The organism is Serinibacter arcticus, from assembly GCF_004786095.1.
Taxonomy (GTDB): domain Bacteria; phylum Actinomycetota; class Actinomycetes; order Actinomycetales; family Beutenbergiaceae; genus Litorihabitans; species Litorihabitans arcticus.
This window is the reverse complement of record NZ_RHPJ01000003.1, coordinates 102,319-126,494: the sequence shown is the minus strand read 5'-3', so window position 1 is coordinate 126,494 and position 24,176 is coordinate 102,319. Positions and strand designations below refer to the sequence as shown.

Below are 24,176 nucleotides of genomic sequence, written 5' to 3'. Positions count from 1 at the left end.
GGGGCACGAGATGAGTGAGTCGGCATGAGTGAGTCGGGCGCCACCACCCGCACGGCCACGGTCGAGATGGCCGGGACGGACGTCATCCCGGAGGAGAAGCGCAAGGGCCGGCCCGCCGACCTGTTCATGCCGTGGTTCGCGGCGAACATCTCGGTGTTCGGCATCTCGTGGGGCGCCTTCGTGCTCGGCTTCGGGATCTCCTTCGTGCAGGCCGTGATCGCGTCCGTCATCGGCGTGGTCGCGAGCTTCGGTCTGTGCGGTCTCATCGCGATCGCCGGCAAGCGCGGCTCCGCCCCGACGCTGGTGCTCTCGCGGGCGGCGTTCGGCTACCACGGCAACCGGATCTCGGCCGCGATCTCGTGGATCCTCACGGTCGGCTGGGAGACGTTCCTGTGCGTCCTCGCGACGCTCGCGGCCGCGACCGTGATGGGCGCGCTGGGCTTCACCGACCACACCCTGGCGCAGGTTGTCGCGCTGATCGCGGTCGTGCTCATCGCCGGCGGCGCGGGCGTGCTCGGCTTCGACACCCTGATGCGGGCGACGACGTGGATCACCTGGATCACCGGCGCGCTGACCGTGGTCTACCTGGCCCTCGTGGTGCCGCGCATCGACATGACCGCCGTGCTCGCGATGCCGGCCGGATCGACGGCGGCCGTGATCGGTGCCCTCGTGATGATCACGACCGGCTTCGGGCTCGGCTGGGTGAACGCCGCAGCCGACTACTCCCGGTACCTGCCTCGCTCGGCGAGCACGCGCGGCGTCGTCGGGTGGACGACGTTCGGTTCCGCCCTGCCGGTGATCCTCCTGGTGGTCTTCGGACTCCTGCTCGTGGGGTCCGACCCGACGCTGACCGACGCGATCGGCGCCGACCCCATCGGCGCGCTGACGACGGTCCTGCCGACCTGGTTCCTCGTGCCGTTCGCCGTCGTGGCGATCCTCGGCCTCATCGGCGGCATCACGATGGACATCTACTCCTCCGGGCTGTCGCTGCTGGCGACCGGCCTGCCCGTCACCCGTCCCGTCGCGACGGCGATCGACGGCACGATCATGACGCTCGGCGCGATCGCCGTGGTCTTCCTCTCGGCCGACTTCCTCGGTCCGTTCACCGGCTTCCTCACCACGCTCGGCGTCGTCATCGCCGGGTGGGCGGGCATCATCCTGGCCGACATCCTGCTGCGCCGCCGCGACTACGCCGAGGCGGACCTGTTCAGCGCACGCGGCGTCTACGGTTCGGCGAACCCGGCGGCCCTGGGAGTGCTCGCGCTGGCCGCCGTCGTCGGCTTCGGGTTCGTGATGAACACCTCGGCGAGCTGGCTGTCGTGGCAGGGCTACCTGCTCGGCCTGGTGGGCGGCCGGGACGGCGACTGGGCGTACGCGAACCTTGGTGTGCTGTTCGCGCTCGTGATCGGGTTCGTCGGCTACCTGCTGCTGTGCCGCGGGCGCGTGGCCGAGCAGGAGCGCCGCGGGTCGCTGCTGGGGTCAGGGGCGGGCGACGCCGGGGCGGACGTCCCCGTCGGCGACGTCCGATGAGCCCGGAGGACTTCCGCGACCACCTGCTCGACGACGACGACCGCGCCGCCGCCTCCCACCTCGCGTCCGTCACCGGTCACGAGCGGCACGACGCCCTGCTCGTGCTGGGTTCGGGACTCGCCGAGGTGGCCGACGCCCTCGGGACGGCGGGTGCGACGCTCCGGCTCTCGGAGCTGCCCGGTGCGCTCGCGCCGAGCGCGGACGGTCACCGCGACGAGCTGCGCAGCGTCGTGCTCGAGAACTTTGGCGAGGGCGAGGGCGACGGCTACGGCGGTGGTGCCCCGCTGCGCGTCCTGGTCGCCCTCGGAAGGACGCACCTGTACGAGGGGCTCGGGCGTCGTCCCGTCACCACGCTCGTGCGCATCGCCGCCGCGGCGGGCGTCACGCGCGCCGTCCTGACCAACGCGAACGGCTGCCTGAGCGACTGGGCGCTGGGCGACGTCGTCGCGATCGACGACCACCTCAACCTCACGGGTTCCTCGCCGTTCGACGGCGGCGTGTTCCTGGACCCGCGCGGGGTCTGGGACTTCGCGCTCACGGGGGCGGCCGCCACCGTGACGAACAGGCGCGGCGTGTACGCCGGGGTGCGCGGGCCGGAGTACCAGAGCGTGGCCGAGAGCCGGATGCTGGCGGCTCAGGGCGCTGACGTCGTCGGGATGTCGACCGTGCACGAGGCCCTCACCGCCGCGGCCCTGGGCCTGCGGGTGGGTGGCCTGAGCGTCGTGTCCGACCTGTCGTTCGCGACGACGCCCACGAACGCGCAGTCCGTGCTCGCTGCCGCCGCGCGGGCGCGCGGGACCCTCTCGCGCGCCGTCCGACTGATGCTGGAGACCCCGTGACCTCACCGCCCGCCCGCCCGCTCGCCGTCGGCATCCTGGTCTTCGACGAGGTCGAGGTGCTGGACGCGTGCGGACCGTTCGAGGTCTTCTCGGTCGCGGCCCGGCCGCGCGTCGCGGCCACGGGCTCGGCGACGGCCACGTTCACGGTGGTGCTCATCGCGGCCTCCCGCACCACCACGCGCGTGCGCGCCCGCGGCGGGCTGGTCCTCACCGCCGACCACACCCTGTCCGACGCCCCCGAGCTGGATCTCCTGATCGTGCCCGGCGGCGTCACGACCGCCGTCGAGACCGATGCGGACGTCATCGCCTGGATCGCGCAGCGGCGGACGACGCCGACGCTCGCCTCGGTCTGCACGGGCGCGTTCCTGCTGGCCGTGGCCGGCGTCCTCACCGACCAGGAGGTCACGACGCACTGGGAGGACCAGGCCGAGCTGGCGCAGCGGTTCCCCGCCCTCCGCGTGACCGACCGGGCGCGGTGGGTCGGGGGCGACGGCCTCTACACCTCCGCCGGCATCTCGGCGGGTCTCGACCTCAGCCTCCACCTCGTGGCGACGCTGTCGACGACGGCGCACGCCGAGGCGACCGCGCACCAGATGGACTACGCCTGGCGGCGCTGAACGATCAGGACGTGCCGGCTGCCGTCGCGGCCGTGATGCCGGCGATCACTGCGGCGTTCATCGCGGCGATCGCGTCACGCACGGCCTTGGCCGCCCAGTCCCCCTCGCCCACGGCCCTCGCTCGTGCCTTCACCTCGCGGGGCGGCACGCCCGGCACCGTCAGCACGCGGTGCGCCTGGTCGGCGGCGGACAGCAGCGCGACGACGGCGCCTGTCCGGGGGTCGGGGGCGGCGCCGTGGCCGAGGACGAGCTCGATCCCGCCGCGCAGCTCCTGCTCGTGGCGAACGTCCTGCGCCGGCCACCGGGTGGTCGGGAAGAGGCCCATCACGGTGGCGTCCTCGCGCCGCACCAGCCCGCGCTGGGCGAGACGCTCCACGACGTGGTCGCGGAGGTTCTTGCCGAGTCGGCCGACGAGGTCCTGCGGACCCCGAGGCCTCTCGGCGACGACGCCGAGCGCCCCGAGCAGCAGCGGGTCGACGGGCGCCGGGGTGCCGGGGACGACATGGACCTTCGCGGTGTGCCAGAAACCGGACTTCGGCTCGATCCACACGTGCTCCGCGAGCGCCAGCTCGACCAGCACCGCGCCGCCCAGAACGGGCGTGAGGGCGCTCGACCCGGCGAACCTCCCGCTCCGGTCGTCCAGCAGGAGCAGCGCGACGTCCTCCACGATGAGCATGGTCATCGCGTCAGGGTAACCATCCGGCCCGACTCAGGGGCGCAGCAGCACCTTCGTCGCACGGCGCTCGTCCATGGCGGCGTAGGCCTCCGCGACGTCGGCGAGAGGCAGTTCGAGGTCGAACACCCGGCCGGGGTCTATCGCGCCGCTGAGCACGTCGGCCAGCAGCTCGGGGATGTACCCGCGCACGGGCGCCACGCCCCCGACGACGCCGACGTTGGTGCCGAACATCGTGCGGATCGGCAGCTCCGGACCGCCGTTGGGAACGCCGACGAAGCCGACGCGCCCGCCTGGACGTGCCGAGCGCAGCGCCTGGTCCATCGACTCCTTGGTGCCGACGCACTCCAGGACGGCGTCGGCGCCGATGCCGCCCGTCAGCGCGCGGACGGCCTCGACGCCGTCGTCGCCACGCTGGTCGACGACGTCCGTCGCGCCGAACTCGCGAGCGATGGCCTGCCGCGTCTCGTGGCGCGACATCGCGATGATGCGGGCCGCGCCGAGGCGCTTCGCGGCCAGGATGCCGCACAGCCCGACGGCACCGTCGCCGACGACCGCGACCGTGGATCCCTCGCGAACCGCGGCCGAGACGGCAGCGTGGTGGCCGGTACCCATCACGTCGGCGAGCGTCAGCAGGCTCGGGATCAGCGCCGGGTCGGGCTGGCCGCCCCCGATCGCCGTCGAGACGTTGACGAGCGTGCCGTCGGCGAGCGGGACGCGGACGAGCTCGCCCTGCGCACCGTCGGCGAACCCGAGCTCACGCACCTTCGAGCCCCACCAGCCGCCGTTCAGGCAGGAGGTGGTGATCCCGTTGCGGCAGTTCGCGCACTCGCCGCAGCAGACGTAGAACGGCGCGATGACGAAGTCGCCGACGGCCAGCGTCGTGACGTCGTCGCCGACGGCCTCGACGACGCCGATGAACTCGTGGCCGATGCGGTGCGCGTGCTTGGTCTCCGTCACGCCGCGGTAGGGCCACAGGTCGGAGCCGCAGACGCAGCTCGCCGTGACGCGGACGACGGCGTCGCCGCCCGTGGACAGGACGGGGTCGGGCACCGTCTCGAGACGGATGTCACCGGGGGCGTGGATGAGGGTGGCGCGCATGGTTCGAGCCTACGACCGCCCGTCCCGGAACGGCACTGTGCCGATCGGGTGAAGGTCGCCCGCCCCCCGGCCGGGAGGGACCTCCCGTGTCGGTGCGTCTGCCTAGGGTTGGCCCATGCGCCACGGACGACGCCTCACCACCTCATTCACGCTCGCCCTCGCCCTCGCGGTCACCCTGGTCGGGTGCACCCCGGAGCCCGAGGACCCCGATCCTCGGCCCGCGGCCGACGCGCTGGCGACCGACCTCGAGGACGGCACGTTCGACGCCGCCCCGCTCGACGCGCCCGACGTCGCGGACGAGCAGCTCGCCTCGATCCTCGGGGATCTCGCCGCGTTCCCGCGCGAGGTGACGGCGACCGTGGTGGAGCCGGCCGAGGATGACGGCGACGGCGAGGACGCGCCGGAGGTGCGGACCGTCGAGCTGACGTGGTCGATCGACCTGGGCGAGGGCGTGGACCCGCTCGAGACGACGACGTCCGCGACGCTGACGCTCACCGATCCCGACGGCGACGGCGAGGACCCGGCCGCGTGGACCACCGTGTGGAGCCCGACGCTCGTCCACCCCGAGGCGACGGCGGAGTCGGTCGTCACCGTGCGGCGCACCCAGGCGGCGCGCGGTGACGTGAACGGTCGCGACGGCGCGCCGATCGTCATCGACCGGCCCGTCTTCCGCGTCGGGATAGACAAGGCCAACCTGACCGAGGACCGGTGGCAGCCCGCCGCGGAGGCGCTCGCCGCGGCCCTCGAGCTCGACGACCAGGCCGGCTACGTGCAGCGCGTGCTGGGCGCCGGCGCCGCCGCCTTCCCCGTGGCTCTCACGATCCGTCAGGGCGACGAGGGGAGCTACGACACGCAGGCGCTGCGCGCGATGGAGGGTGTCCTGCTCCAGGAGGACACGATTCCTCTCGCACCCACGTCGACCTTCGCGCGCGCCATCCTCGGCGGCGTCGGCGAGGCGACCGCTGAGATCGTCGACGCCTCGCAGGGGCAGGTCGTGGCGGGCGACGTCGTCGGGACCTCGGGCCTGCAGCGCACCTACGACGCGGACCTGCGCGGGACGCCCGCGACCCAGATCGTGCTGACCGACCCGGCGGGCGACGTCCTCCTGGGCGGGAGCGACGCCGTCGAGGGTGCTGACCTGAGCACCACGCTCGACGTGGACCTCCAGATCTACGCCGAGCAGCGGCTCGCCGACGTGACCTCGGCGAGCGCCGTCGTCGCGATCCAGCCGTCGACCGGTGCCGTGCTCGCGGCCGCGAGCGGTCCGGGCAGCTCCGGTCTGAGCACCGCCACCGTGGGCCAGTACGCGCCGGGCTCGACGTTCAAGGTCGCCACCGCGCTCGCGTTGATCCGCTCGGGGCTGACCCCCGACTCACCGGTCGAGTGCACGCCCACCGTGACCGTCGACGGCCGCGAGTTCCAGAACTTCCCCGGCTACCCGGAGACGTCGGTCGGAACGATCCCGCTGCGCGAGGCCATCGCCCAGTCGTGCAACACGGCCCTGATCGCGCAGAGCGCCAGCATCACGTCGGCGGACGTCGCCGACGCCGCCGCCAGCCTCGGGATCGGCGCTGCCCTGCCCGAGGGCGAGGCGTGGACCTTCCCCTACTTCTCGGGCACCGTGCCGACGGACGCCACGGGCACCACCCACGCGGCCGACCTCATCGGGCAGGGCGAGGTGCTCGCCTCCCCGCTCGCGATGGCGGGCGTCGCGGCGTCGGTGGCCGCCGGGCGGACCGTGGTCCCCACGCTCGTGGAGGTCGCCGAGCCGCCGGTGCCCGTGGCGCCGGCCGTTCCCCTCACCACCGAGGAGGCGCAGACGCTGCAGGAGCTGATGTTCGGCGTCGTCCGGACCGGCTCGTCCACCTTCCTGCAGTCCGTGCCCGGCGACCCCGTCGGGGCGAAGTCCGGGACGGCGCAGTTCGGGACGGAGGACCCGCCCCAGACCCACGCGTGGATGATCGCGTTCCAGGGCGATCTGGCCGTCGCCGTGCTGGTGGAGGTGGGTGACTACGGGACGGCGACGGCGGGTCCGATCATCGCCGACGTGCTCACGTTCGCCGCGACGGGCGCGTGAGGCCGCGCGCCGGTCACCGGTCCCGCTAGTCCCCCAGGCCGTGCAGCGCGTCGGCCTGCTCGGCGCGGAAGCGCGGGGCGAGGCGGGGGAAGCGCCGCTCGCGCTCGGCGTAGACGGCCCGGACGAGGTCGGCGTCGCTCATCGTGGCGACGTCGCGCCCGGCCGTCCCCTCGGCGAAGATCCGCCCGGCGCCGGCGGGACCGTGCTGCACCGAGGAGGACCACACGACGTCGGCGACCACGGGGTCACGCCCCTCCAGCGTGAACCCGGGCACCCGGCTCGTGATCCGGTCGACGCCGGGCCGGAAGTGGTGCTCGGTGATGAACTCGTGCTGCGCCTGACCGAAGCCGGCGGCATCGGCCGTGGCGAGCTCGCGCCACGCGGTCCCGAACGCCGGGGTGCCCGGCGTGAGGCCGGTCAGCCGGTCGTGCGCGGCCGGGTAGTGCTCGCGGGCCCACGTGACGAACTCCTGCGGCACGCCCCTGGTCGTCGCGAGCTGGTAGGTGCCGTAGGAGACGCCGCCGGGGTCCCCGACGCCCGTCGAGACTGTCGCGACGTCGCCGCGCGACTCGTAGCGGGCCGAGAGGTCCCCGGTCGGGTGGCCGTAACGGTCCTGGGGGGCGGCGGGTGCTGCGGTGCCGGGTGCTGCGGTCGCGCCGGCACCGGCCGCCGCTGCGGCTGCCGCCCCCGGACCGCCCGACGACGCTCGCTCCTGGTCCTGCGCGTTCGACCGCGCCTCCTGCGCGGCCGTCTCCAGGGCACCGGTCACGGTGAGGAGGGCGGGCCCGAACGTCGTCGACCACTCCTGCGCGAACCGCTGCTGGTCGCGCCCGCTCCACGCGAGTGCCGGGACCGCGCGGTCGAGCCGGGTGCGGACGTCGCCGATCTGTCCGGCACCGCCGAGCATCGCCTCGGCGAGGTCGCTCAGGAGTTGGACGTCGGCACCGCTGAAGGTCGTCATGCAGGGATCGTGCGCCCCCGGTGTCGCGGTGCGCCAGACCGGCGCTGCCGGAACGTTCCGGCAGCGCGCGACCCTCGGGCCGACCGACCGCCTAGAGTCGCACCGTGGCCAAGCGACGATGGAACGGTGAGAGCGGGACCTACCGGTTCGCGCTGCGGATCTTCGGTCCGGCGCAGCTGCGCCCGCACGACGCCGTCACCCCGGTGACCGAGGCGGACGAGGCCCGCGAGACGCAGCTGCACGAGACGCTCGAGCGCGTCCAGCGCCCCGACGGGTCCTCCTACGTCGTCACGAAGCGGTAGCCGTACCGCTCAGAGCACGTAGGCGTACTGCTCGAGGAACCGCGGGCTCGCGCCGAGCTCGAGCGCGGCGTCGTTCGCCCAGGACGGGTCACGCAGCAGCGGGCGGCCCAGCAGCACGGCGTCGGCCTGACCGCTGCGCACCAGCTCCTGCGCCCGCTCGGGCGTGTCCACCCGGCCCACGGCGCCGACCGGGACGCCCGACTCCGCGCGCACGACGGCGGCTCGGCTGACCTGGTAGTCCGGCGTGCGCGGGATGTCCACGACGTCGTTGCCACCGGAGGACGCGTCCACGAGGTCGACGCCGCGCTGCGCTGCCCAGCGGGCGAGCTGCACGGTCTGCGCCACGGTCCACGAGTCGCGGTCGTCGCCGTCGTTCTCCTCGACCCAGTCGGTCGTGGACACACGCAGCAGGACCGGCTTGCCGACCGGCCAGACGGCGCGCACGGCGTCGACGACCTCGAGCGTCAGACGCGCCCGGTTCTCGAGGCTGCCGCCGTAGGAGTCGGTGCGGTGGTTGGACAGCGGGGACAGGAAGGAGTGCAGCAGGTAGCCGTGCGCGGCGTGGATCTCCACGACGTCGAAGCCCGCCTCGTCCGCGCGGCGCGCCGTCGCGGCGAACGCCTCCACCACGCCCGCGATGTCGTCCGCGCTCAGCTCGCTGGGGTCCTTCAGGCCGGGGAACGCCGCGGCGCTGGGGCCGACGGGCGTCCACCCGTGCGTCTCCTCGCCGTTCTCGCCGGTCGTGGCGACCGGTCCGCCGCCCGCCCACGGGCGGTCGGTGGAGGCCTTGCGACCGGCGTGCGCGATCTGGATGCCGGGGACGGCGCCGCTCGCCCTCAGCGCCGCAGCGACGCGGGCGAAGTCGGCCACCCGGTCCTCGCTCCACAGCCCGAGGTCGTATGGCGTGATGCGTCCCTCGGGCACGACCGCCGTCGCCTCGACGATGGCGAGCCCGACTCCCCCGGCCGCCCGCGCTGCGTAGTGCGCGACGTGGAAGTCGGTGGGGCGGCCGGCGAGCTCGGCGCTTGGGTCGGCCGAGTACGTGCACATCGGCGACATCCAGACGCGGTTGTCGATCTCGAGGTCGCGCAGCTGGATCGGGTCGAACAGGGAGGGCACGGCGGGGCTCCTGGGGTCGAGGCTCGTACGACGTGCGTCGTACAACGGTGCCGATCGTACAACGCTAGGCTGGCGAGATGGCACGTGAGCTGACACACCCCGCTGCGGCCGACGTCTCGCTCGACGCGGTGCTCGCAGCCCTGGCGGACCCCGTCAGGCGAACGATCCTGGCGCAGCTCGCGCGCGGCCACGACGACCAGGCGTGCATCGCGTTCGAGCTCCCGGTGAGCAAGTCCACCTCGACCCACCACTTCCGGGTGCTGCGCGAGGCCGGCCTGATCACGCAGCGCTACGAGGGCACGGCCATCCTGAACGCGCTGCGGACCGACGACGTCGAGGCGCGCTTCCCGGGACTGGTGAGCTCGGTGATCGAGGCCGAGCGCCGGGCGCGGAGCGACGGCGGGGCGTCCGCGGCCCGGTAGGGCGCTGTCCGCGTGCATTCGCCTGAGAACGCCGGAAGGCCGCCCCGCGAGGGACGGCCTTCCAGTCGATTTCTGTGGAGCATAGGGGATTCGAACCCCTGACCTCTTCCATGCCATGGAAGCGCGCTACCAACTGCGCCAATGCCCCGTGCTGGTCTCCCAGCCCGTGCCCCGCAGGGCTTGACTATCTTACGCAGCGCCGGGCGATTCGACCAAATCGGCGGAATCACGCCGTTCCCGGGCCTCGTTCTGCGAGGAGGCTCAGGCCGCGACGTTGTGCGACGTCAGCCGCCAGCGCGGTTCACGCTCGGAGGCCTGCAGCACGGACCAGTGGCAGTTGCCCAGTCCGCTCAGCCCGCTCCAGGTGTCGGCGTCGAGCCCCAGCAGGGCCGTGATGCCGGACGTGATGCACGCACCGTGGGCGACGACCAGAAGCGTCTGGCTCGTCTCGAGCCGCGACGCGGCGTCGGCGACGCCGTCGGCGAACCGCACCCCGACGTGGCCGCGGCGCTCGGCGCCGACGCTCTCGGGGTGGCCTCCCCCGCGCCAGACGGCGTAGTCCTGCGGCCACCGCTCGGCGATCACGTCACCGTGCAGGCCCTCCCACAGCCCGAAGTCGCGCTCGCGCAGCCGCGGATCGGTGACGACGTCCAGGCCGAGCGGGCCGGCGACGGCGCGCGCCGTGTCAGCCGCGCGCGAGAGGTCGGAGGCCACGACGGCGTCGGGGGCGATCCCGGCCAGCACCTCGGCGGCGCGGCGGGCCTGCTCGCGGCCCGTCTCGTTCAGGGGGATGTCGGTCTGCCCCTGCAGCCGCATCGCGACGTTGTAGTCGGTCTGACCGTGCCGCAGCAGGACGAGGGTTCCGGCGCTCACCCTCAGTCCTGGGAGTCGCGCGAGTCCTCCGGGGCCTCGCGGACCTCCGCGGGGAGCTCGATGACCGGGCAGTCGCGCCACAGGCGCTCGAGGGCGTAGAACTCGCGGTCCTCGGAGTGCTGCACGTGGACGATGAGGTCGCCGTAGTCGAGCAGCACCCAGCGGCCCTGCGAGACGCCCTCCTTGCGGATCGCCTTGACGCCTCGGGCGTGCAGAGCGTCCTCGATGCCGTCGACGATGCCGGAGACCTGACGCTCGCTGGTGCCGGAGGCGACCAGGAAGGCGTCGGTCAGGACGAGGCGCTCGGACACGTCCAGCGCGATGATCTCCTCGGCCTTCTTCTCCGCAGCGGCGAGCGCCGCCACGATGGTCAGCTCGACGGCGTTGGCAGTTGCGGGCACGCGGTACTCCAAGGAAGGGGACGACAGAATCGTCCCGAGTCTACGGGCTGGCCGCGCGGGTCCCGGTGGCTGCGACCTACGTCACGGCCAGGTAGATGCCGACACCGATCCCCACGCCGACGAGCGCCAGGAGAACGAAGCCGGCCCACGTCACCCACAGGGGCCGCGCGCCGTCGTCGCTCCCGACGTCGATGCCGTCGGCCGCCTCGGCCTCGAGCTCCTCGGGGACGACGTCGAAGACGCCCTCCACGTCCGGCACCTCGGACTCCTCGGGCTGCGGCACGGCGGCGCCGCGACCCTCGCCGGTCACGGACTCCCACGCGGGCTGCGCGGTGCGCCCGGCAGCCAGGACGGACCGGCGGGCGGGGGTGACGGCGTCGGCGGGCGGCGTCGCGAGCGAGGCGCGGGGCGGGACGACGGGCGGTGCGGGCTCGACCTGCTCGGGTGTCACGGGTGCCGCCGTCGGCGTCGCAGGGGCGGCGGGCTCGGGCTCGACCGGGGAGGCGACCTCGAGCGAGGAGCTCCAGTCGATCGGTCCCGTGACCTCGATCGGGGAGTCCTCGGTGGCGCGCGTCGACGTCACCCCGGTCAGCGCGCCGGTCTCGTCGACGCGGCGGATGCCCTGCGCGGCGGCCGGCGTGCGGACCACGGGTCGCTGCGCCGGGACGCGCTCGCCCCGGCCGGCGGGGCCGGCCGGGCCCTCGACCCTGCGGTCACGCATGGAACGACGGTTCGGGGTGCGGCCCGACGGCGTCGGGCCGGCCTGATCCTCGACGGGGGCGGCGGGCGCCTCGGGACGCGCGGGGGCGACCGGTGGCAGGGACGCCGTGCGATCGGCGCGGGCGACCCTGACGGGGGCGGCGGGCGCGGGCTCGATCTCGGGCGCCGCGTCCTCGGCGTCGGCGGTGGCCCCGGCAGCGGCCCGGCGGGCCTCCTCCTCGCGCTGGCGCGCCTCGCGCAGCTGACGCCGCGACGGGGTGCCGCCCGCGGTGGGCGGGCCGTCGCCGTCGATCGCCGAGATCGGACCGGTGGCCGTCAGCTCGGCGGTGTCGGAGGGGGACGGCTCGGACACCGTCGTCGGCTCGGTTGTCGGCGTCGCGGTCTCGGCGGCACGCGCGGCCTCGAGTCGGCGGCGGCGCCGCTCACCCAGCGTGCGGTTGCTGTCCTCGGTGCTCATCGGGCACCTCCCTTGCTCTCGGGTCGGTAGAGCTGGTGCTTGCTGATGTACTGCACGACGCCGTCGGGCACGAGGTACCAGACCGGTCGGCCGGTCTGCACGCGCTCGCGGCACGCCGTCGAGGAGATCGCCATGGCGGGGACCTCGAGGAGCGAGACGCGCTCGTCGGGGAGGTGTCCGACGTCGAACTCGTGGCCGGGACGCGTCACCCCGATGAAGTGGGCGAGGTCGAACAGCCGGCTCGACTCCTTCCACGACAGGATCTGGTTCATCGCGTCGGCGCCCGTGATGAAGAACAGGTCCTCGTCGGGTCGCTGCTGCGCCAGGTCGTTCAGGGTGTCGATCGTGTACGTCGTGCCGGCGCGGTCGATGTCCACGCGCGAGACCGTGAAGTCGGGGTTGGACGCCGTCGCGATCACGGTCATCAGGTACCGGTGCTCCGCCGGGGCGACCCTGCTCGCGGCCTTGAACGGCTGCGTCCCGGTGGGCACGAACACGACCTCGTCGAGGTCGAACTCGGACGCGGCCTCGCTCGCGGCCACGAGGTGGCCGTGGTGCACGGGGTCGAACGTGCCACCCATGATCCCGGTGCGGCGCCGTCGGGGGACGACGTCGCTCGGTGAGTGCAGCGACACCGCCTCAGCGGCGACGCGTGCCGACGCTGCGGAACGCGTAGGTCGCGAGGAGCAGGAGCATGAGGGTGGCGAAGGCGATGCCGCCGTAGAGCCAGGGGTTGGGGCGGGTGACCTCTTCGGCCGCCTCGGCCAGAACCAGCAGTGAGCTCGTCATCAATCTCATCCTCTCGCGCGCGGCATCGTGCCGAACCATCGCCAAGTCTCGCACGTCGCGCGTGCGAGGCCACCTCGAACGTCAGGGACGCACGTGCCCGTCGCCCTGGACGATCCAGGTGGTCGTGGTGAGCTCCGCGAGGCCCATCGGACCGCGCGCGTGCAGCTTCTGGGTGGAGATCCCGAGCTCGGCACCGAGGCCGAGCTCGCCGCCGTCGGTGAAGCGGCTCGAGGCGTTGACCATGATCGCCGCGGAGTCCAGCTCGGTGCTGAAGCGGTGGGCGGCCGCCAGGTTCGGCGTGCAGATCACCTCGGTGTGGCCCGAGGAGTACGTCCGGATGTGCTCGAGCGCCTCGTCGATGTCCGCCACCACCTTCACGGCGATGTCGAGGCTGAGGTACTCCGTCCGCCAGTCCTGCGTGGTGGCGGGCACGACGTCGGCCCCCGCCGGTGAGTACGGCGTCGCGGCGTCGTCGGCGTGCAGCCGCACCCCCGCGTCCGTCAGCGCGGCGAGGGCCGCGGGCAGGAACGCCTCGGCGGCGTCGGCGTGCACCAGCAGCGTCTCGAGGGCGTTGCAGACACCGACGCGCTGCGTCTTGCCGTTGAGGAGGATGGCGACGGCCTGCGCGACGTCCGCTCCGGCGTCGACGTAGAGGTGGCAGTTGCCCACACCCGTCTCGATCACCGGCACGGTGGACTCGCGCACGACCGTGGCGATGAGGTCGGCGCCGCCGCGCGGGACCACGACGTCGACCAGCCCGCGGGCGCGCATCAGCGCCACTCCCCCGGGTCGGCCGTAGGCGTCGATGCTCCCGATGGCGTCGCGCGGCAGGCCGAGCGCCTCCAGGGCGTCCTGGAGCACCGCGACGATGGCCGTGTTCGACGCCGCGGCCGCCGAACCCCCGCGCAGCACGACGGCGTTGCCCGACTTCAGGCCGAGCCCCACGACGTCGACCGTCACGTTGGGACGCGCCTCGTAGATGACGCCGACGACGCCGAGCGGCACGCGCGTCTGGCGCACCCGCAGGCCGTTCGGCAGCGTGCTGCCGCGCACCACCTCACCGACGGGGTCCGGTAGGGCCGCGACGTCGCGCAGCGCCTGCCCGATCGAGGCCAGGCGGTCGGGCGTGAGCGTGAGCCGGTCCAGGAGGCCGGGACTCATCCCGTTCTCGCGCTCGCGTCGGACGTCGACGGCGTTGGCCGCGACCATCTCGGGTGCCCGGTCCACGAGGGCGTCGGCCATGGCGTGCAACGCGGCGTCCTTGGTGGCACGGGTGGCGCGGGCCAGGACGCGCGAGGCGGCCTTGGCCCGACGTGCCGCGGCGTGGACGCCCTCGGTGACGGGGTCCGTCGTGGCGTCGTGCGCGACGTCGGCGCTACCGCCGGGGGCAGAGGTCTCGATCACCGACATGCCCCCAGGGTAGGGCTCAGCGCAGCGCGCGCGAGGCGGTCGACGACGTGGTGGACGCGCCGGACGACACCCCGGCGAGGAGGCCCCGCTCGACGAGCGCCGGCGCCAGCTCGTGCGCCAGGGCGTGCACGTCGGCGGGGAGCGATCCGGGGAGCACGACGAACCCGTCGACGGCACCCTGCGTGAACCAGTCCTCGAACACGTCGGCCACGCCGCGCGCCGTGCCGGCGACCGTGAGCTGGTCGTGGTCGGCGTGCGTGCCGAGGTCGCGCAGCAGGTCGGCGCGGAACAGCGCGCTCGGCGCGTCCTGCGCGATCACGGTGACGGCGTCGACGACCACGCGGACGTCGTCGGGGTTGCGGCCGGCCTGCTCGGCCGCGGTCCGGATGGCGGCGCGACGGCGGTGCGCCTCCGCGAGGTCGGAGACCTGGAGGCGGACGACGTCGGAGTAGCGGCCGGCGACGACGGCGGTGGTCGCCTCGAGGGGCGCCGTCACGATCAGGGGGGTGCGGCCGCCGACCTGGGCGTCCGGCGTCGCCTCCCAGACGCGGCGGACCTCGGCGTGGACGCCGCCCGCCGTCGCGCTGATGGGGAGCTGCCAGCCGGCGCGGCCGGCGGAACGGGCGTGGATGCCGGCGACGGCGCGAGCGAGCCGGACGGGGTCCAGGAACCCGGCGGGGAGGGCCGGGACGACGATCGGACCGTCGGCGAGGGCGCCCGTCGCCGCGAGGCGCGAGGAGATGACGGCCGGGTCGAGCCAGGCGTCGTGCCGCGCGTTCGTGTCGAGACGGAAGGCCTCGCCGAAGGCGATGAGGTCGACGCCGGCCTCGCGGGCGAGGGCGACGTACTCGGCGACGTCGGAGAGCTCGACCCGCTCACCCGTGCTGGCGTCGGGGCGGCGGAAGGACGAGGCCTTGGCGCCGAGGGTGGTGAGGTCGAGACCGAGGGTCAGGGTGGGGGTGCCGCTGGCGTTCTGGGGCTGAGCGTTCTGGTGCTGAGACATCGTGGTGGGTCCTCTCCCCCGCCTCGCGGGGGTCGTGTGACGTGTAGGACCGTCCGGGGCACTCGCCTCTGGCCGGGCGCGGAGCCGTGGACCTCGCGACCGGGTCGCGGGTGGGTCAACGGGTCTCCGACGCGGCCGGGGGTGCGGCGGGACGGGGTCGCTCAGCTGCGGGAGCAGCGGAGCCGGGGCACGACGGCAGGAGCTGGTCGGGGACCAGCGGGGAGATCCGGCAGGGACGCGGTGAGCGTGTGCGAGGGGTTCTTCCGGCCGCCGTCAGCGCATACACGTGCGCGCCACCGGCGCGCAACACATGAGGGACGTGGTGGAGGGTCGCAGGGTGGTGATCTGCTGAGCCGGAACCATCGGTACTCTTCCTCGTCATTTCCGCAGAGGTGCGGACGAGCGCTTGCTCCGGCAGGTAGCCAGGGCCTGGTCGTCACCCGGGGCACCCCGCCGCAGGAGGAGGGTTGCCGACCAGCAAGCCGGGGCTGTCGCGCTGGTACTCAAGACCGTGATCGGGACGCTACGTCGAATTTGGTTGCCGTGTCAACCTGAGTGGTGGTGCCGGCGCGGGAGCTGTCTGCGGACGGGGTACCCGGCCGCGGCGTCCCGCCCTGCCCGCCCGCCCGATGTCGGTGGTCAGAGATAGATTCGTCACATCAGTTCGACGACTGATCAAGGCGACGGAGAGCCGATCCGGGGGTGGCGACGATGGCAGGAGCGGTACCGGTGGCGCTCGACCTGCGCCCCCAGGCGGGCGGACCCGACGGGAGGGGGACGGCGGCGCACGAGGCCGACGGGAGGGGGACGGCCCGCGGCGCGCCCTCTCCCCTGGCGCTCGTCCCGCGTGGGGGCGATCTCGGGGCGGAGGCGGCAGCGCTCGTGGACCGGGTCCGCGACCTGGGCGATCGGCTGGCGGACCCCGGCGTCACGGCGGACGATCGCCGATCGGCCCTGTCGATCGTCGATCGTGCCGTCTCGTTGCTGGGTCTGGTGCAGGCGCGGCTGCTCGGTGCCGTCAAGGCCGATGCGGCTGCGGGAGATCCCGAACGCGAGCGGCAGTTCGTCGCCGGCCGCGGGCTGAGCAGCCGTCAGGGACGCGGCCGGGCGCTCGCGGAGGACGAGCTCGGGCGCGCGCTGACGCTCATGCCCGAGGTGTCCGCCGCGGTGCAGGACGGGACGATGACGCTCGACCACGCCCAGGCGGTCGCCGACGTGATGGGCCGCACGGGCGAACGCGCCCGCGGGGTCATGGTCGAGCATGCCGAGGAGATCGTCGAGGCCGCCCGCGACCTCGACGTTCCCGAGCTGCGACGCGTCCTGCGCAGGCGAGCCGCCGAGCTCGAGGCCGACGCGGCCGATCGTTCGTTCGCGGGGGCGCGTCACCGCCGCCATCTGCGACTCGTCACGCGAGCCGACGGCGTCGAGATCTCAGGCTTCCTCGACCCGATCGCGGGCGAGACGGTGCGCACCGCTCTCGAGGCCGTCACACCCGTACCGGCCGCGGACGACGACCGGTCCGGTCAGCAGCGCAGCGCCGACGCGCTGGTGGCGCTGTGCGGCAGAGCCCTGGGCGTCGGGGTCGATCGGGCGGGTGCGCAGCTGCGTCCACACCTGAACGTCCTTCTCCGCGAGGACACCTGGGCGCTTCTCGCCCGGCGGCGGGCGCTCGGTCACGGTGCGGGAGCCGCCGCGGGCTCCGAGGACGACGACCTCCCTCGCCAGGGCCTCACCGGCGCGGCGTTCGAGCAGGGCGCCCTCCTCGCTCCTCCCCCGCTCGCCCAGCTGATCGACGGCACGCTCGTGCCGTTCGGCGCCCTCGAGGTGCTGGCCTGCGACGCGACGCTGCAGCGCACCGTGCTCGACCCCGCGGGTGAGCCGCTCGACGTCGGTCGCACCGCTCGCACCTTCACGGGCTCGCTGCGTCGGGCTGCGCTCGTGCGCGACCGGCACTGCCAGTGGCCGGGGTGTCGCATGCGGGCGTGGTGGTGCGAGATCCATCACCTGCGCTACTGGTCCCACGGGGGTGGAACGGATCTGACGAACGCCATCACGCTCTGCTCGGCGCACCACCACCGCGTCCACGAGCAGCGGGTGACGATCCTCGCGGTGCGCGGCGGCTTCGCGTTCGCCGAGTCGGGCGGTCGCACGATCGGCACGACCACCCGCCTGCACGACGACCTGCTCGTCCCCCGGGCCGGTCCGCCTCGGGCATCCGGCCCGCGAGAACGCCCTGCGGGTGCTCGCCCACCTGACCCACAGCTCGCGCCGGTCACACCAGTCGCGCCGGTCACGCACGCGGCGACATCCCGACGCGTGCCCTTAGGAGTCCGGCACGCGGGCCGACAACCGCCGGACGACGATGACCTCCCTCCCGACTGCCCGGCGCTGCTGTGGTGAGGCGGTGGAATCGCTGCGGTCGGCGGCTGCCGGCGAGCAATGGTTGACCGGCAACCGGGAGTCGGTGGTCGGTGGCGGATGGCGAGCGGTTCGAAGGGTCCGAGGTGTTCAGATCGTGGAACGGTTCGGCTGGACGGCACCGGTGCTCCCCCGGCGACGTACGGTCGGGAGGTGGTTGCACATCCCGACGCCCCCCTGACGCCCCTGACCTCGAGCCACGCCGCTCCCTCGACGGCGCTCGATCCGCGAGCCTTCAAGGATCTGTTCCGCCTGCACCCCGCCGGTGTCGCCGTCGTGACGCTCGCGGGTGAGGACGGCGTCCCCGTCGGCTTCACGGCGACCTCGGTGATCTCCGTCTCGGCCGCCCCCGCGGTGCTGGCGTTCTCGATCACGTCGATCTCGTCGTCGTGGCCGGCGCTGCGCGAGGCACGCTCCGCCGTCGTCAGCTTCCTCGCGCACGACCAGGCTGATCTGTCCGTCAGGTTCGCGACGCCCGGCATCGACCGATTCTCCGACGTGCCGCTGACGTGGCTCCCCACGGGCGAGCCGCGCCTGACCGAGGTGACCTCGTGGGCCCGCGTGGAGATCGCCGAGCGGGTCCCCGCGGGTGCCAGCTTCCTCGTGACGGCCCACGTCACCGAGGTGCACGACGACGCCACGCCGGCCCAGGCCGACCAGCCGCGACTGGTCTACGTCGACCGCACCTACCACCGCACCGGCGAGCAGTCGCAGGTCGGCTGAGCCGAGGCTGACCCGGCCGCCGGGCCGCCGAGGCGAGAGCGGCCGAGCGGCTACCGCCGCGCCACCACCACCAGGTCGTCGCGGTGGACGACGGCGCGGTCACGACCGTCGCCGAACTCCTCGCGCTGCTGCTGCGTCGTCAGGCCGAACCGCTCCGGCAGCTCCTCGCTCGCGTACGCCACGAGCCCGCGCGCGACGACGACGCCGTCGGAGTCCGCGAGCTCGACCGGGTCGCCCGCCTCGAAGACGCCCTCGACGCCGACGACACCCGCCGCGAGCAGCGACCGCTTGCCGTGCGTGATGGCTCGGACGGCGCCGTCGTCGAGCACGAGGCGACCACGCGTGGCCGCGGCGTGCGCCAGCCACAGTCGACGGGTCCGGGGACGCGGGTGGGTGGCCTCGAACCAGGTGCCCACGTCCTCGCCCCCGAGCGCGCGACCGGCGTCGGCCGCCCCCGCGACCAGGGTGGGGATGCCCGCCCCCGTCGCGGTCACCGCGGCGTCGACCTTCGTCGTCATCCCGCCGGTGCCGACGCCGCTGCCGCGGCCGGTGACGACCACGCCCTCGAGGTCGGCCGCCGAGGTGACCCGCGCGATGCGGCGTGAACCGGGAAGCTTGGGATGGCCGTCGTAGAGACCGTCGACGTCGGTGAGCAGCACGAGCGCGTCGGCCTGGACGACGTGCGCGACCAGGGCGGCGAGCCGGTCGTTGTCGCCGAAGCGGATCTCGTCGGTGGCCACGGCGTCGTTCTCGTTCACGACCGGCACGATGCCGAGCGCGAGCAGACGCTCCAGGGCGCGCTGCGCGTTCTTGTACTGCCCGCGACGGATGACGTCCTCGGCCGTGAGCAGGACCTGCGCGACGGTCAGCCCGTGGGTCGCGAACGCGCGCGTGTAGTGCGCCACCAGGAGGCCCTGCCCCACGCTGGCCGCGGCCTGCTGGGTGGCCAGGTCGCGCGGGCGCGAGGCGAGGCCGAGGGGCGTGATGCCGGCGGCGATCGCCCCCGAGGAGACGAGCACCACCTGGGTGCCGTCGCCGCGGCGGGACGCGAGCGCGTCCGCCACCGCGGTCACGGCGGCCGGGTCGAGGGCGCCGTCGGCGCGCGTGAGGGAGGACGAACCGATCTTGACGACGATGCGTCGCGCCGCCGTCAGCGCACCGCGGCCCGGCGTCTGGCCCGCCGCTCGCACCCCGTCGTCCACGCTCTCGCCCACGGTGCCGCTCACTCCTCCGAGCTCGTCCAGAGACCCTCGTCGCGGTCGCGCCGCAGCTGGTCGCGGGCCGCCGTCTTGCCGTCCATGCGCGCCTTGTACTGCTCGAGGCGTTCGGGCGTGGTCCGGCGGCGCTCGGCCTCCAGGCGCGGGTCGAACCCGCGCGGGGACAGCAGCTCGGCACCGGTCATCGTGGTCGGCTCCCAGTCGAAGATGACGCCGCCCACCATCTCGCCGATGACCACGGTGCTGCCAGGCACGGCACCGGCCTTCGCCAGCGCCTGCTCGATGCCGATGCGGTTGAGCCTGTCGGCGAGGTAGCCGACGGCCTCGTCGTTGGAGAAGGCGGTCTGGCGCACCCAGCGCTCCGGCTTGTCGCCGCGGATCTGGAACACCTCGCCGTCGGGCGTGGTGACGCGGTCGATCGTGAAGCCGGCGTCGCCGTGCGCACGCGGCCGGATGACGACCGGTGCGGGCTCGGGCGCGGGCTCGTTCAGACGGGCCTCACGGACCAGGGCGCCGAGCGCAAAGGTCAGCTCGCGCAGACCGTCGTGCGACGCGCTCGAGGCCTCGAACACGCGGAAGCCGCGCGCCTCGAGCTCGGGGCGCACGAACTCGGCGAGCTCCCGGGCCTCCGGCACGTCGACCTTGTGCAGCACGACGAGCTGCGGACGCTCGAGGATCGGCACGCGACCACCGGCGATCTCGAGGTCCGGCGCGTAGGCGGCGAGCTCACCGAGGATGACGTCGAGGTCGGTGATCGGGTCGCGGCGCTGCTCGAGCGTCGCGCAGTCGAGGACGTGGACCAGGACGGCGCACCGCTCGATGTGGCGCAGGAACTCCAGGCCGAGGCCCTTGCCCTCGCTCGCCCCGGGGATGAGACCAGGGACGTCGGCGACGGTGTAGCGTTCGTCGCCCGCCTGGACGACGCCGAGGTTCGGCACCAGCGTCGTGAACGGGTAGTCGGCGATCTTGGGCCGGGCCGCACTGATGGCGGCGATGAGCGAGGACTTGCCGGCGCTCGGGAAGCCGACGAGGGCGACGTCGGCGACGGACTTGAGCTCGAGGACGACCTCAGCCTCGTCGCCGGGCTCGCCGAGCAGCGCGAACCCGGGGGCCTTGCGCTTGGGCGAGGCCAGCGCGGCGTTCCCGAGCCCGCCCTGGCCGCCGCGAGCGATGACGTAGCGGGCGCCGGCGCCGACGAGGTCGGCGAGCACGGTGCCGTCGACGTCGCGCACGACCGTGCCGTCGGGGACCCCGAGCACGATGTCGGAGCCGTTCTTGCCGTGGCGCAGGTCGCCCTTGCCCTCGCCCCCGGACTCGGCGTGCCGGTGGGGACGGTGGTGGTAGTCCAGCAGCGTCGTGATCTGCGGGTCGACGGCGAGCGTCACGTCACCGCCGCTGCCGCCGTTGGCACCGTCGGGACCACCGAGCGGCTTGAACTTCTCGCGACGGACGGAGGCGCAGCCGTTCCCGCCGTCGCCACCACTCACGTGCAGCACTACCCGGTCAACGAACGAGACCACGACAACTCCTCAGGAAATGCACATGCCGCGAGGGGGCGTACCGCCTGTGCGGTACGCCCCCTCGCGGGAAAACAGATGCGCCGAGCTGGGCTCAGGCGACGATGTCGATCACGCGACGACCGCGACGCTGACCGAACTGGACGGCACCCGGCTGCAGGGCGAACAGGGTGTCGTCCCCACCGCGGCCGACGTTCTCGCCCGGGTGGAAGTGGGTGCCGCGCTGACGCACGATGATCTCGCCGGCCTTGACGACCTGACCACCGAAGCGCTTGACGCCCAGACGCTGAGCGTTGGAGTCGCGACCGTTGCGGGAGGAGCTTGCGCCCTTCTTGTGTGCCATGACGCACACTCCTTTCTGATGGGAGCCGAACGGCTCAGGCGATCGAGGTGACCTTGAAGCGGGTCAGCGGCTGACGGTGACCCTGACGCTTGCGGTAACCGGTCTTGTTCTTGTACTTCATGATGATGATCTTCGGGCCCTTCTCGTCCCGAACGATCTCAGCAGAGACCTTGACCTTGGCCAGCTCGTTGGCGGCCGAGGTGACCTTCTCGCCGTCGACGAGGAGGATGGGGGTCAGCTCGAGCGTGTCGCCGACCTTCCCCTCAACTCGGTTGCCGACGACGATGTCACCGACGGCCACCTTCTCCTGACGGCCGCTCATCTTGACGATCGCGTAAACCACGGTGCATCTCTCCTCATCGGACTGCTGCACGTCAACCGACGGACGGGTGACCGTCCCGGGAGAGCAGCAGCTGGGCTTTTTCGGCATGCACAGACGAGCGCACGCCGACGGTCAAGATTACGCAGCGCCGCCCCCCGGGTCAAATGCGCCCACCCCGAGCATCCCGCGGCGCCACGGCGGCTTCGCTACTGTGCCCAGTGATGACTTCCACCGCGCCCTCCACGTCGGCACGCCGCTTCGCCGCCCGGGTCTCCCAAGTCACGCGCTCGGCGTCGCTGCCGCCCCGCGGGCCGGATCCGCGCCTCGTCGTGAACGGGCCCGCCACCCGCCTCCTGGCGCTCGACGCCGACCCCGTCGCCGGCGCGTCCGAGGCCGTCCGCACGGCTCTGCTGGCGGTCGAGGACGCCGTCGACCTGCTGGCGGGGACCGACGACGACCTGCACGAGGCGTTCTCCTACGCGCGCGGCCAGCTCGACCTCGCCGCCCGGATGGTCGGGGACACCTCGATCGCCGACCTGGCCGCGTTCGCGGCCAACCCCGCGCCGTTCCCGTTCGAACCGCGCACGCCGCTGGGCGCCCTCGTGCTGGACGTGCCGCTGGCGACCTCCACCGAGATGATCTACGGCCTGCGCGTCTCGCTGCGCGGCGCCCTGACGTCCCTGGCGTCGGCGGTGCGCACCCTCGGGTCCGTTCCCCGCCGGCACTCCCCCGCCGTGGTCATCGTGCCGTGGCTCGCCGAGGTGGCGCTGGCGTCGGCGCGGGTCGAGCGGCTGGCCGACGTCGTCGTCGCGCACGTGCACGCCGCGGCGCACCCGGGGACGCCGGAGCTGCCCGGCGTCGGGGGCGACGTCGAGCTCTACCCCGCGGGGCGCGCCGCCCCGGTGCGCCGGTGGGCGCAGCGCGCCCGCGTGCGGTTCACACCCGGCCGCGTGGAGATCGTCACGAGCGCCGGACGGATCTCCGTCGGCCAGAGCAGCCCCATCGGATCGCTCCTCTGGGTCGCGCCGCCCGTCACGACGGCACCCGAGGTCGCCACGGCACCGGACGAGGCCGCGGTCACCGGCCCCGAGCACGATGCGCTGGGGACCGTCCACGTGCTCGACACGACCGGGCGCAGCCTGGTGGCGTTCGTCGTCGCGGACTGGGCGAGCCAGCCGACCACCGTCGTGGACCAGGCGCTCGTGGACTCGACGATCGGCGACCTCCCCCTCGGCGCCGCGCGAGGCGTCCTCGCGCTGCACGCGATCGGCGTGGCACGCGGGGCGACGACGATCGGCGTGCCGCTCCTGCGGGGCGTCGCCCACCCGCCGTCGGCCACCGACACGCTCGGCACGCTGCGCGCCGGCGAGGACCGCGCACCGTACCGGGGGCGCGACCTCGCGCCGGCCCGGGTCGCATCGCGTCGGCGGGCGCGCTCGCGCTGGTGGAACACCGACCTGGGGCCGGGGTCGTCGATCTCCGGCTGGATCCGCCCTGTCACCCCGTGGCTGATCGCGCTGGCCCCGCTGCTGATCTGGCCGGGCGGGGGCCGCAACGCCTTCCAGCTGAGCATCCTCGTGCTCGCTCTGGCCGTCGTCGCCGAACCCTGGGTGTCCTGGCTCGTGGCGCTGCTGCGGGACGCCGTGCCCCGCCCGGCGCGACGCGCGAGCTACTCCCCCGGCACGCCCGGGCGTCCCCGCCTCACGCTGACGGACCGGTTCCTGGTGATCCGGTCGGCGTCGGGCCACGAGACGTGGGTGCCGGGGCCGCAGGACGCCGACCTCGGCGTCACGCGGCTCGTCCGGCTCCTCCAGGACGACCGCGCCTGGGGGTTCGCGCTGTCGGACGCCCGCGGTCGCTGGCGCGCCGTGCTGCCCGCGGCCGAGTGGGCGCCGGCCCACCGCTACGCCGATCTGGAGGCGTTCGCCCGTCGCGCCCGGCTCGAGCTCGCCGACCAGGAGGCCGCGCCCCTCCCGCGACTCGGTCAGGACGCCGTGGTGCGCGGATCCGCCGCCGCGGGCGCCCGGACGTTCGGGCCGCGACCGCGCGGCCTGCTGATCCTGGGGTTCGCCGCCACGCCGGCCGCGCTGCTCAGCCTCGCGGGGCCCGACCGCTCGCAGTGGCTCGCGCTCGTCACCGTCGCCCTCACCTACGGCGGCGCGGCCGCGGTCGCGCTCGCCACGCACCTCCGGATCGGGCGCACGAAGCCGTAGCGCAGGTCGGCCGGTCGACCCCGGCCAGGTCCGCGCGCGGCCGACGCTCGGCCGACGCTCGGCCGGCGCGCGGCCGACGCTCGGCCAGGGAGACAGCAGCGCCCCCGGCACCGGGTGCCGGGGGCGCTG

At 74.0% G+C, this 24,176-nt stretch carries 24 protein-coding genes, 1 tRNA gene and 1 riboswitch; of the genes, 9 read left to right on the top strand and 16 right to left on the bottom strand.

Features of this window, described 5'->3' with window-relative positions; genetic code table 11:
* Positions 1–24 precede the first annotated feature (24 nt).
* From SERN_RS09715 to SERN_RS09705, 3 genes are read left to right on the top strand one after another with little or no spacing between them, the layout of a single operon-like run.
* Complete coding sequence (locus tag SERN_RS09715; protein WP_199241582.1) at positions 25–1,530, top strand: purine-cytosine permease family protein; 1,506 nt, start codon at positions 25–27, stop codon at positions 1,528–1,530.
* On the top strand, positions 1,527–2,369 hold the full coding sequence (locus tag SERN_RS09710; RefSeq protein ID WP_135849949.1) for a purine-nucleoside phosphorylase: 843 nt from the start codon (positions 1,527–1,529) through the stop codon (positions 2,367–2,369). Before SERN_RS09715 ends, SERN_RS09710 begins: the two co-directional genes overlap by 4 nt.
* Entirely contained in the window at positions 2,366–2,986 is a 621-nt protein-coding gene (locus SERN_RS09705) for a DJ-1/PfpI family protein (RefSeq protein WP_135849948.1), read from the top strand. Before SERN_RS09710 ends, SERN_RS09705 begins: the two co-directional genes overlap by 4 nt.
* A 4-nt stretch (positions 2,987–2,990) precedes the next feature.
* On the opposite strand, the gene SERN_RS09700 is transcribed toward SERN_RS09705, so the two are convergent.
* On the bottom strand, positions 2,991–3,668 hold the full coding sequence (locus SERN_RS09700) for a GOLPH3/VPS74 family protein (RefSeq protein WP_135849947.1): 678 nt from the start codon (positions 3,666–3,668) through the stop codon (positions 2,991–2,993).
* A 27-nt stretch (positions 3,669–3,695) separates the two neighbouring features.
* Positions 3,696–4,760: a zinc-dependent alcohol dehydrogenase family protein gene (locus SERN_RS09695; protein ID WP_135849946.1), complete on the bottom strand. Its 1,065-nt coding sequence runs from the start codon at positions 4,758–4,760 to the stop codon at positions 3,696–3,698.
* A gap of 115 nt (positions 4,761–4,875) precedes the next feature.
* On the opposite strand from SERN_RS09695, the gene SERN_RS09690 reads away from it, so the two are divergent.
* A complete protein-coding gene (locus SERN_RS09690) occupies positions 4,876–6,837 on the top strand; it encodes a penicillin-binding transpeptidase domain-containing protein (protein ID WP_135849945.1) in 1,962 nt (653 codons plus the stop codon).
* Positions 6,838–6,862: 25 nt separating this feature from the next.
* On the opposite strand, the gene SERN_RS09685 is transcribed toward SERN_RS09690, so the two are convergent.
* Entirely contained in the window at positions 6,863–7,798 is a 936-nt protein-coding gene (locus SERN_RS09685) for a WXG100 family type VII secretion target (protein WP_135849944.1), read from the bottom strand.
* A gap of 104 nt (positions 7,799–7,902) precedes the next feature.
* Between SERN_RS09685 and SERN_RS09680 the strand changes: the two genes are divergently transcribed.
* Complete coding sequence (locus SERN_RS09680) at positions 7,903–8,100, top strand: hypothetical protein (protein WP_135849943.1); 198 nt, start codon at positions 7,903–7,905, stop codon at positions 8,098–8,100.
* Positions 8,101–8,109: 9 nt separating this feature from the next.
* Here SERN_RS09680 and SERN_RS09675 read toward each other — a convergent pair whose 3' ends face one another.
* Positions 8,110–9,219, bottom strand: coding sequence for an NADH:flavin oxidoreductase/NADH oxidase (locus tag SERN_RS09675; RefSeq protein WP_135849942.1), 1,110 nt, complete (start codon positions 9,217–9,219; stop codon positions 8,110–8,112).
* A gap of 77 nt (positions 9,220–9,296) precedes the next feature.
* Here SERN_RS09675 and SERN_RS09670 point away from each other — a divergent pair, with 77 nt between their 5' ends.
* A complete protein-coding gene (locus SERN_RS09670) occupies positions 9,297–9,641 on the top strand; it encodes an ArsR/SmtB family transcription factor (RefSeq protein WP_135849941.1) in 345 nt (114 codons plus the stop codon).
* A 75-nt stretch (positions 9,642–9,716) separates the two neighbouring features.
* Here the strand turns inward: SERN_RS09670 and SERN_RS09665 are convergent.
* From SERN_RS09665 to SERN_RS09635, 8 genes are all read right to left on the bottom strand, one after another.
* Positions 9,717–9,789 (bottom strand) — tRNA-Ala (locus tag SERN_RS09665).
* A 113-nt stretch (positions 9,790–9,902) separates the two neighbouring features.
* Entirely contained in the window at positions 9,903–10,514 is a 612-nt protein-coding gene (locus SERN_RS09660) for a histidine phosphatase family protein (protein ID WP_199241581.1), read from the bottom strand.
* 2 nt (positions 10,515–10,516) lie between these two features.
* Positions 10,517–10,915, bottom strand: coding sequence for a ribosome silencing factor (gene rsfS / locus SERN_RS09655; protein ID WP_135849940.1), 399 nt, complete (start codon positions 10,913–10,915; stop codon positions 10,517–10,519).
* A 76-nt stretch (positions 10,916–10,991) separates the two neighbouring features.
* The gene (locus SERN_RS09650; RefSeq protein WP_135849939.1) at positions 10,992–12,092 is read right to left on the bottom strand and encodes a hypothetical protein; all 1,101 of its coding nucleotides are present in this window, start codon (positions 12,090–12,092) and stop codon (positions 10,992–10,994) included.
* The gene (gene nadD, locus SERN_RS09645) at positions 12,089–12,727 is read right to left on the bottom strand and encodes a nicotinate-nucleotide adenylyltransferase (protein WP_269846136.1); all 639 of its coding nucleotides are present in this window, start codon (positions 12,725–12,727) and stop codon (positions 12,089–12,091) included. The genes SERN_RS09650 and nadD overlap by 4 nt, the downstream gene beginning before the upstream one ends.
* Positions 12,728–12,731: 4 nt before the next feature.
* Positions 12,732–12,881 (bottom strand): hypothetical protein, encoded by a 150-nt coding sequence (locus tag SERN_RS15580; protein ID WP_199241580.1) that lies wholly within the window; start codon positions 12,879–12,881, stop codon positions 12,732–12,734.
* 81 nt (positions 12,882–12,962) lie between these two features.
* The gene (locus tag SERN_RS09640; RefSeq protein WP_135849938.1) at positions 12,963–14,291 is read right to left on the bottom strand and encodes a glutamate-5-semialdehyde dehydrogenase; all 1,329 of its coding nucleotides are present in this window, start codon (positions 14,289–14,291) and stop codon (positions 12,963–12,965) included.
* A 16-nt stretch (positions 14,292–14,307) separates the two neighbouring features.
* Positions 14,308–15,294: an LLM class oxidoreductase gene (locus SERN_RS09635; RefSeq protein ID WP_135849937.1), complete on the bottom strand. Its 987-nt coding sequence runs from the start codon at positions 15,292–15,294 to the stop codon at positions 14,308–14,310.
* Between the two features lie 397 nt (positions 15,295–15,691).
* Positions 15,692–15,805, bottom strand: a riboswitch (SAM riboswitch).
* A gap of 200 nt (positions 15,806–16,005) precedes the next feature.
* Between SERN_RS09635 and SERN_RS09630 the strand changes: the two genes are divergently transcribed.
* Entirely contained in the window at positions 16,006–17,694 is a 1,689-nt protein-coding gene (locus SERN_RS09630; protein WP_135849936.1) for an HNH endonuclease signature motif containing protein, read from the top strand.
* Between the two features lie 171 nt (positions 17,695–17,865).
* On the top strand, positions 17,866–18,435 hold the full coding sequence (locus SERN_RS09625; RefSeq protein ID WP_233251601.1) for a flavin reductase family protein: 570 nt from the start codon (positions 17,866–17,868) through the stop codon (positions 18,433–18,435).
* Positions 18,436–18,485: 50 nt separating this feature from the next.
* On the opposite strand, the gene proB is transcribed toward SERN_RS09625, so the two are convergent.
* From proB to rplU, 4 genes are all read right to left on the bottom strand, one after another.
* Positions 18,486–19,637: a glutamate 5-kinase gene (gene proB / locus SERN_RS09620; protein ID WP_408640872.1), complete on the bottom strand. Its 1,152-nt coding sequence runs from the start codon at positions 19,635–19,637 to the stop codon at positions 18,486–18,488.
* Positions 19,638–19,657: 20 nt separating this feature from the next.
* Positions 19,658–21,172 carry a GTPase ObgE gene (gene obgE / locus SERN_RS09615; RefSeq protein ID WP_135849934.1) on the bottom strand — a complete coding sequence of 505 codons (1,515 nt, stop codon included), beginning with the start codon at positions 21,170–21,172 and terminating at the stop codon, positions 19,658–19,660.
* A 91-nt stretch (positions 21,173–21,263) separates the two neighbouring features.
* Positions 21,264–21,512, bottom strand: a complete 249-nt coding sequence (gene rpmA / locus SERN_RS09610) for a 50S ribosomal protein L27 (protein ID WP_135849933.1) — start codon at positions 21,510–21,512, stop codon at positions 21,264–21,266.
* 34 nt (positions 21,513–21,546) lie between these two features.
* Positions 21,547–21,855 carry a 50S ribosomal protein L21 gene (gene rplU, locus SERN_RS09605; RefSeq protein WP_233251600.1) on the bottom strand — a complete coding sequence of 103 codons (309 nt, stop codon included), beginning with the start codon at positions 21,853–21,855 and terminating at the stop codon, positions 21,547–21,549.
* A gap of 200 nt (positions 21,856–22,055) precedes the next feature.
* Between rplU and SERN_RS09600 the strand changes: the two genes are divergently transcribed.
* Positions 22,056–24,047 (top strand): hypothetical protein, encoded by a 1,992-nt coding sequence (locus tag SERN_RS09600; protein ID WP_135849931.1) that lies wholly within the window; start codon positions 22,056–22,058, stop codon positions 24,045–24,047.
* Positions 24,048–24,176: the final 129 nt, after the last annotated feature.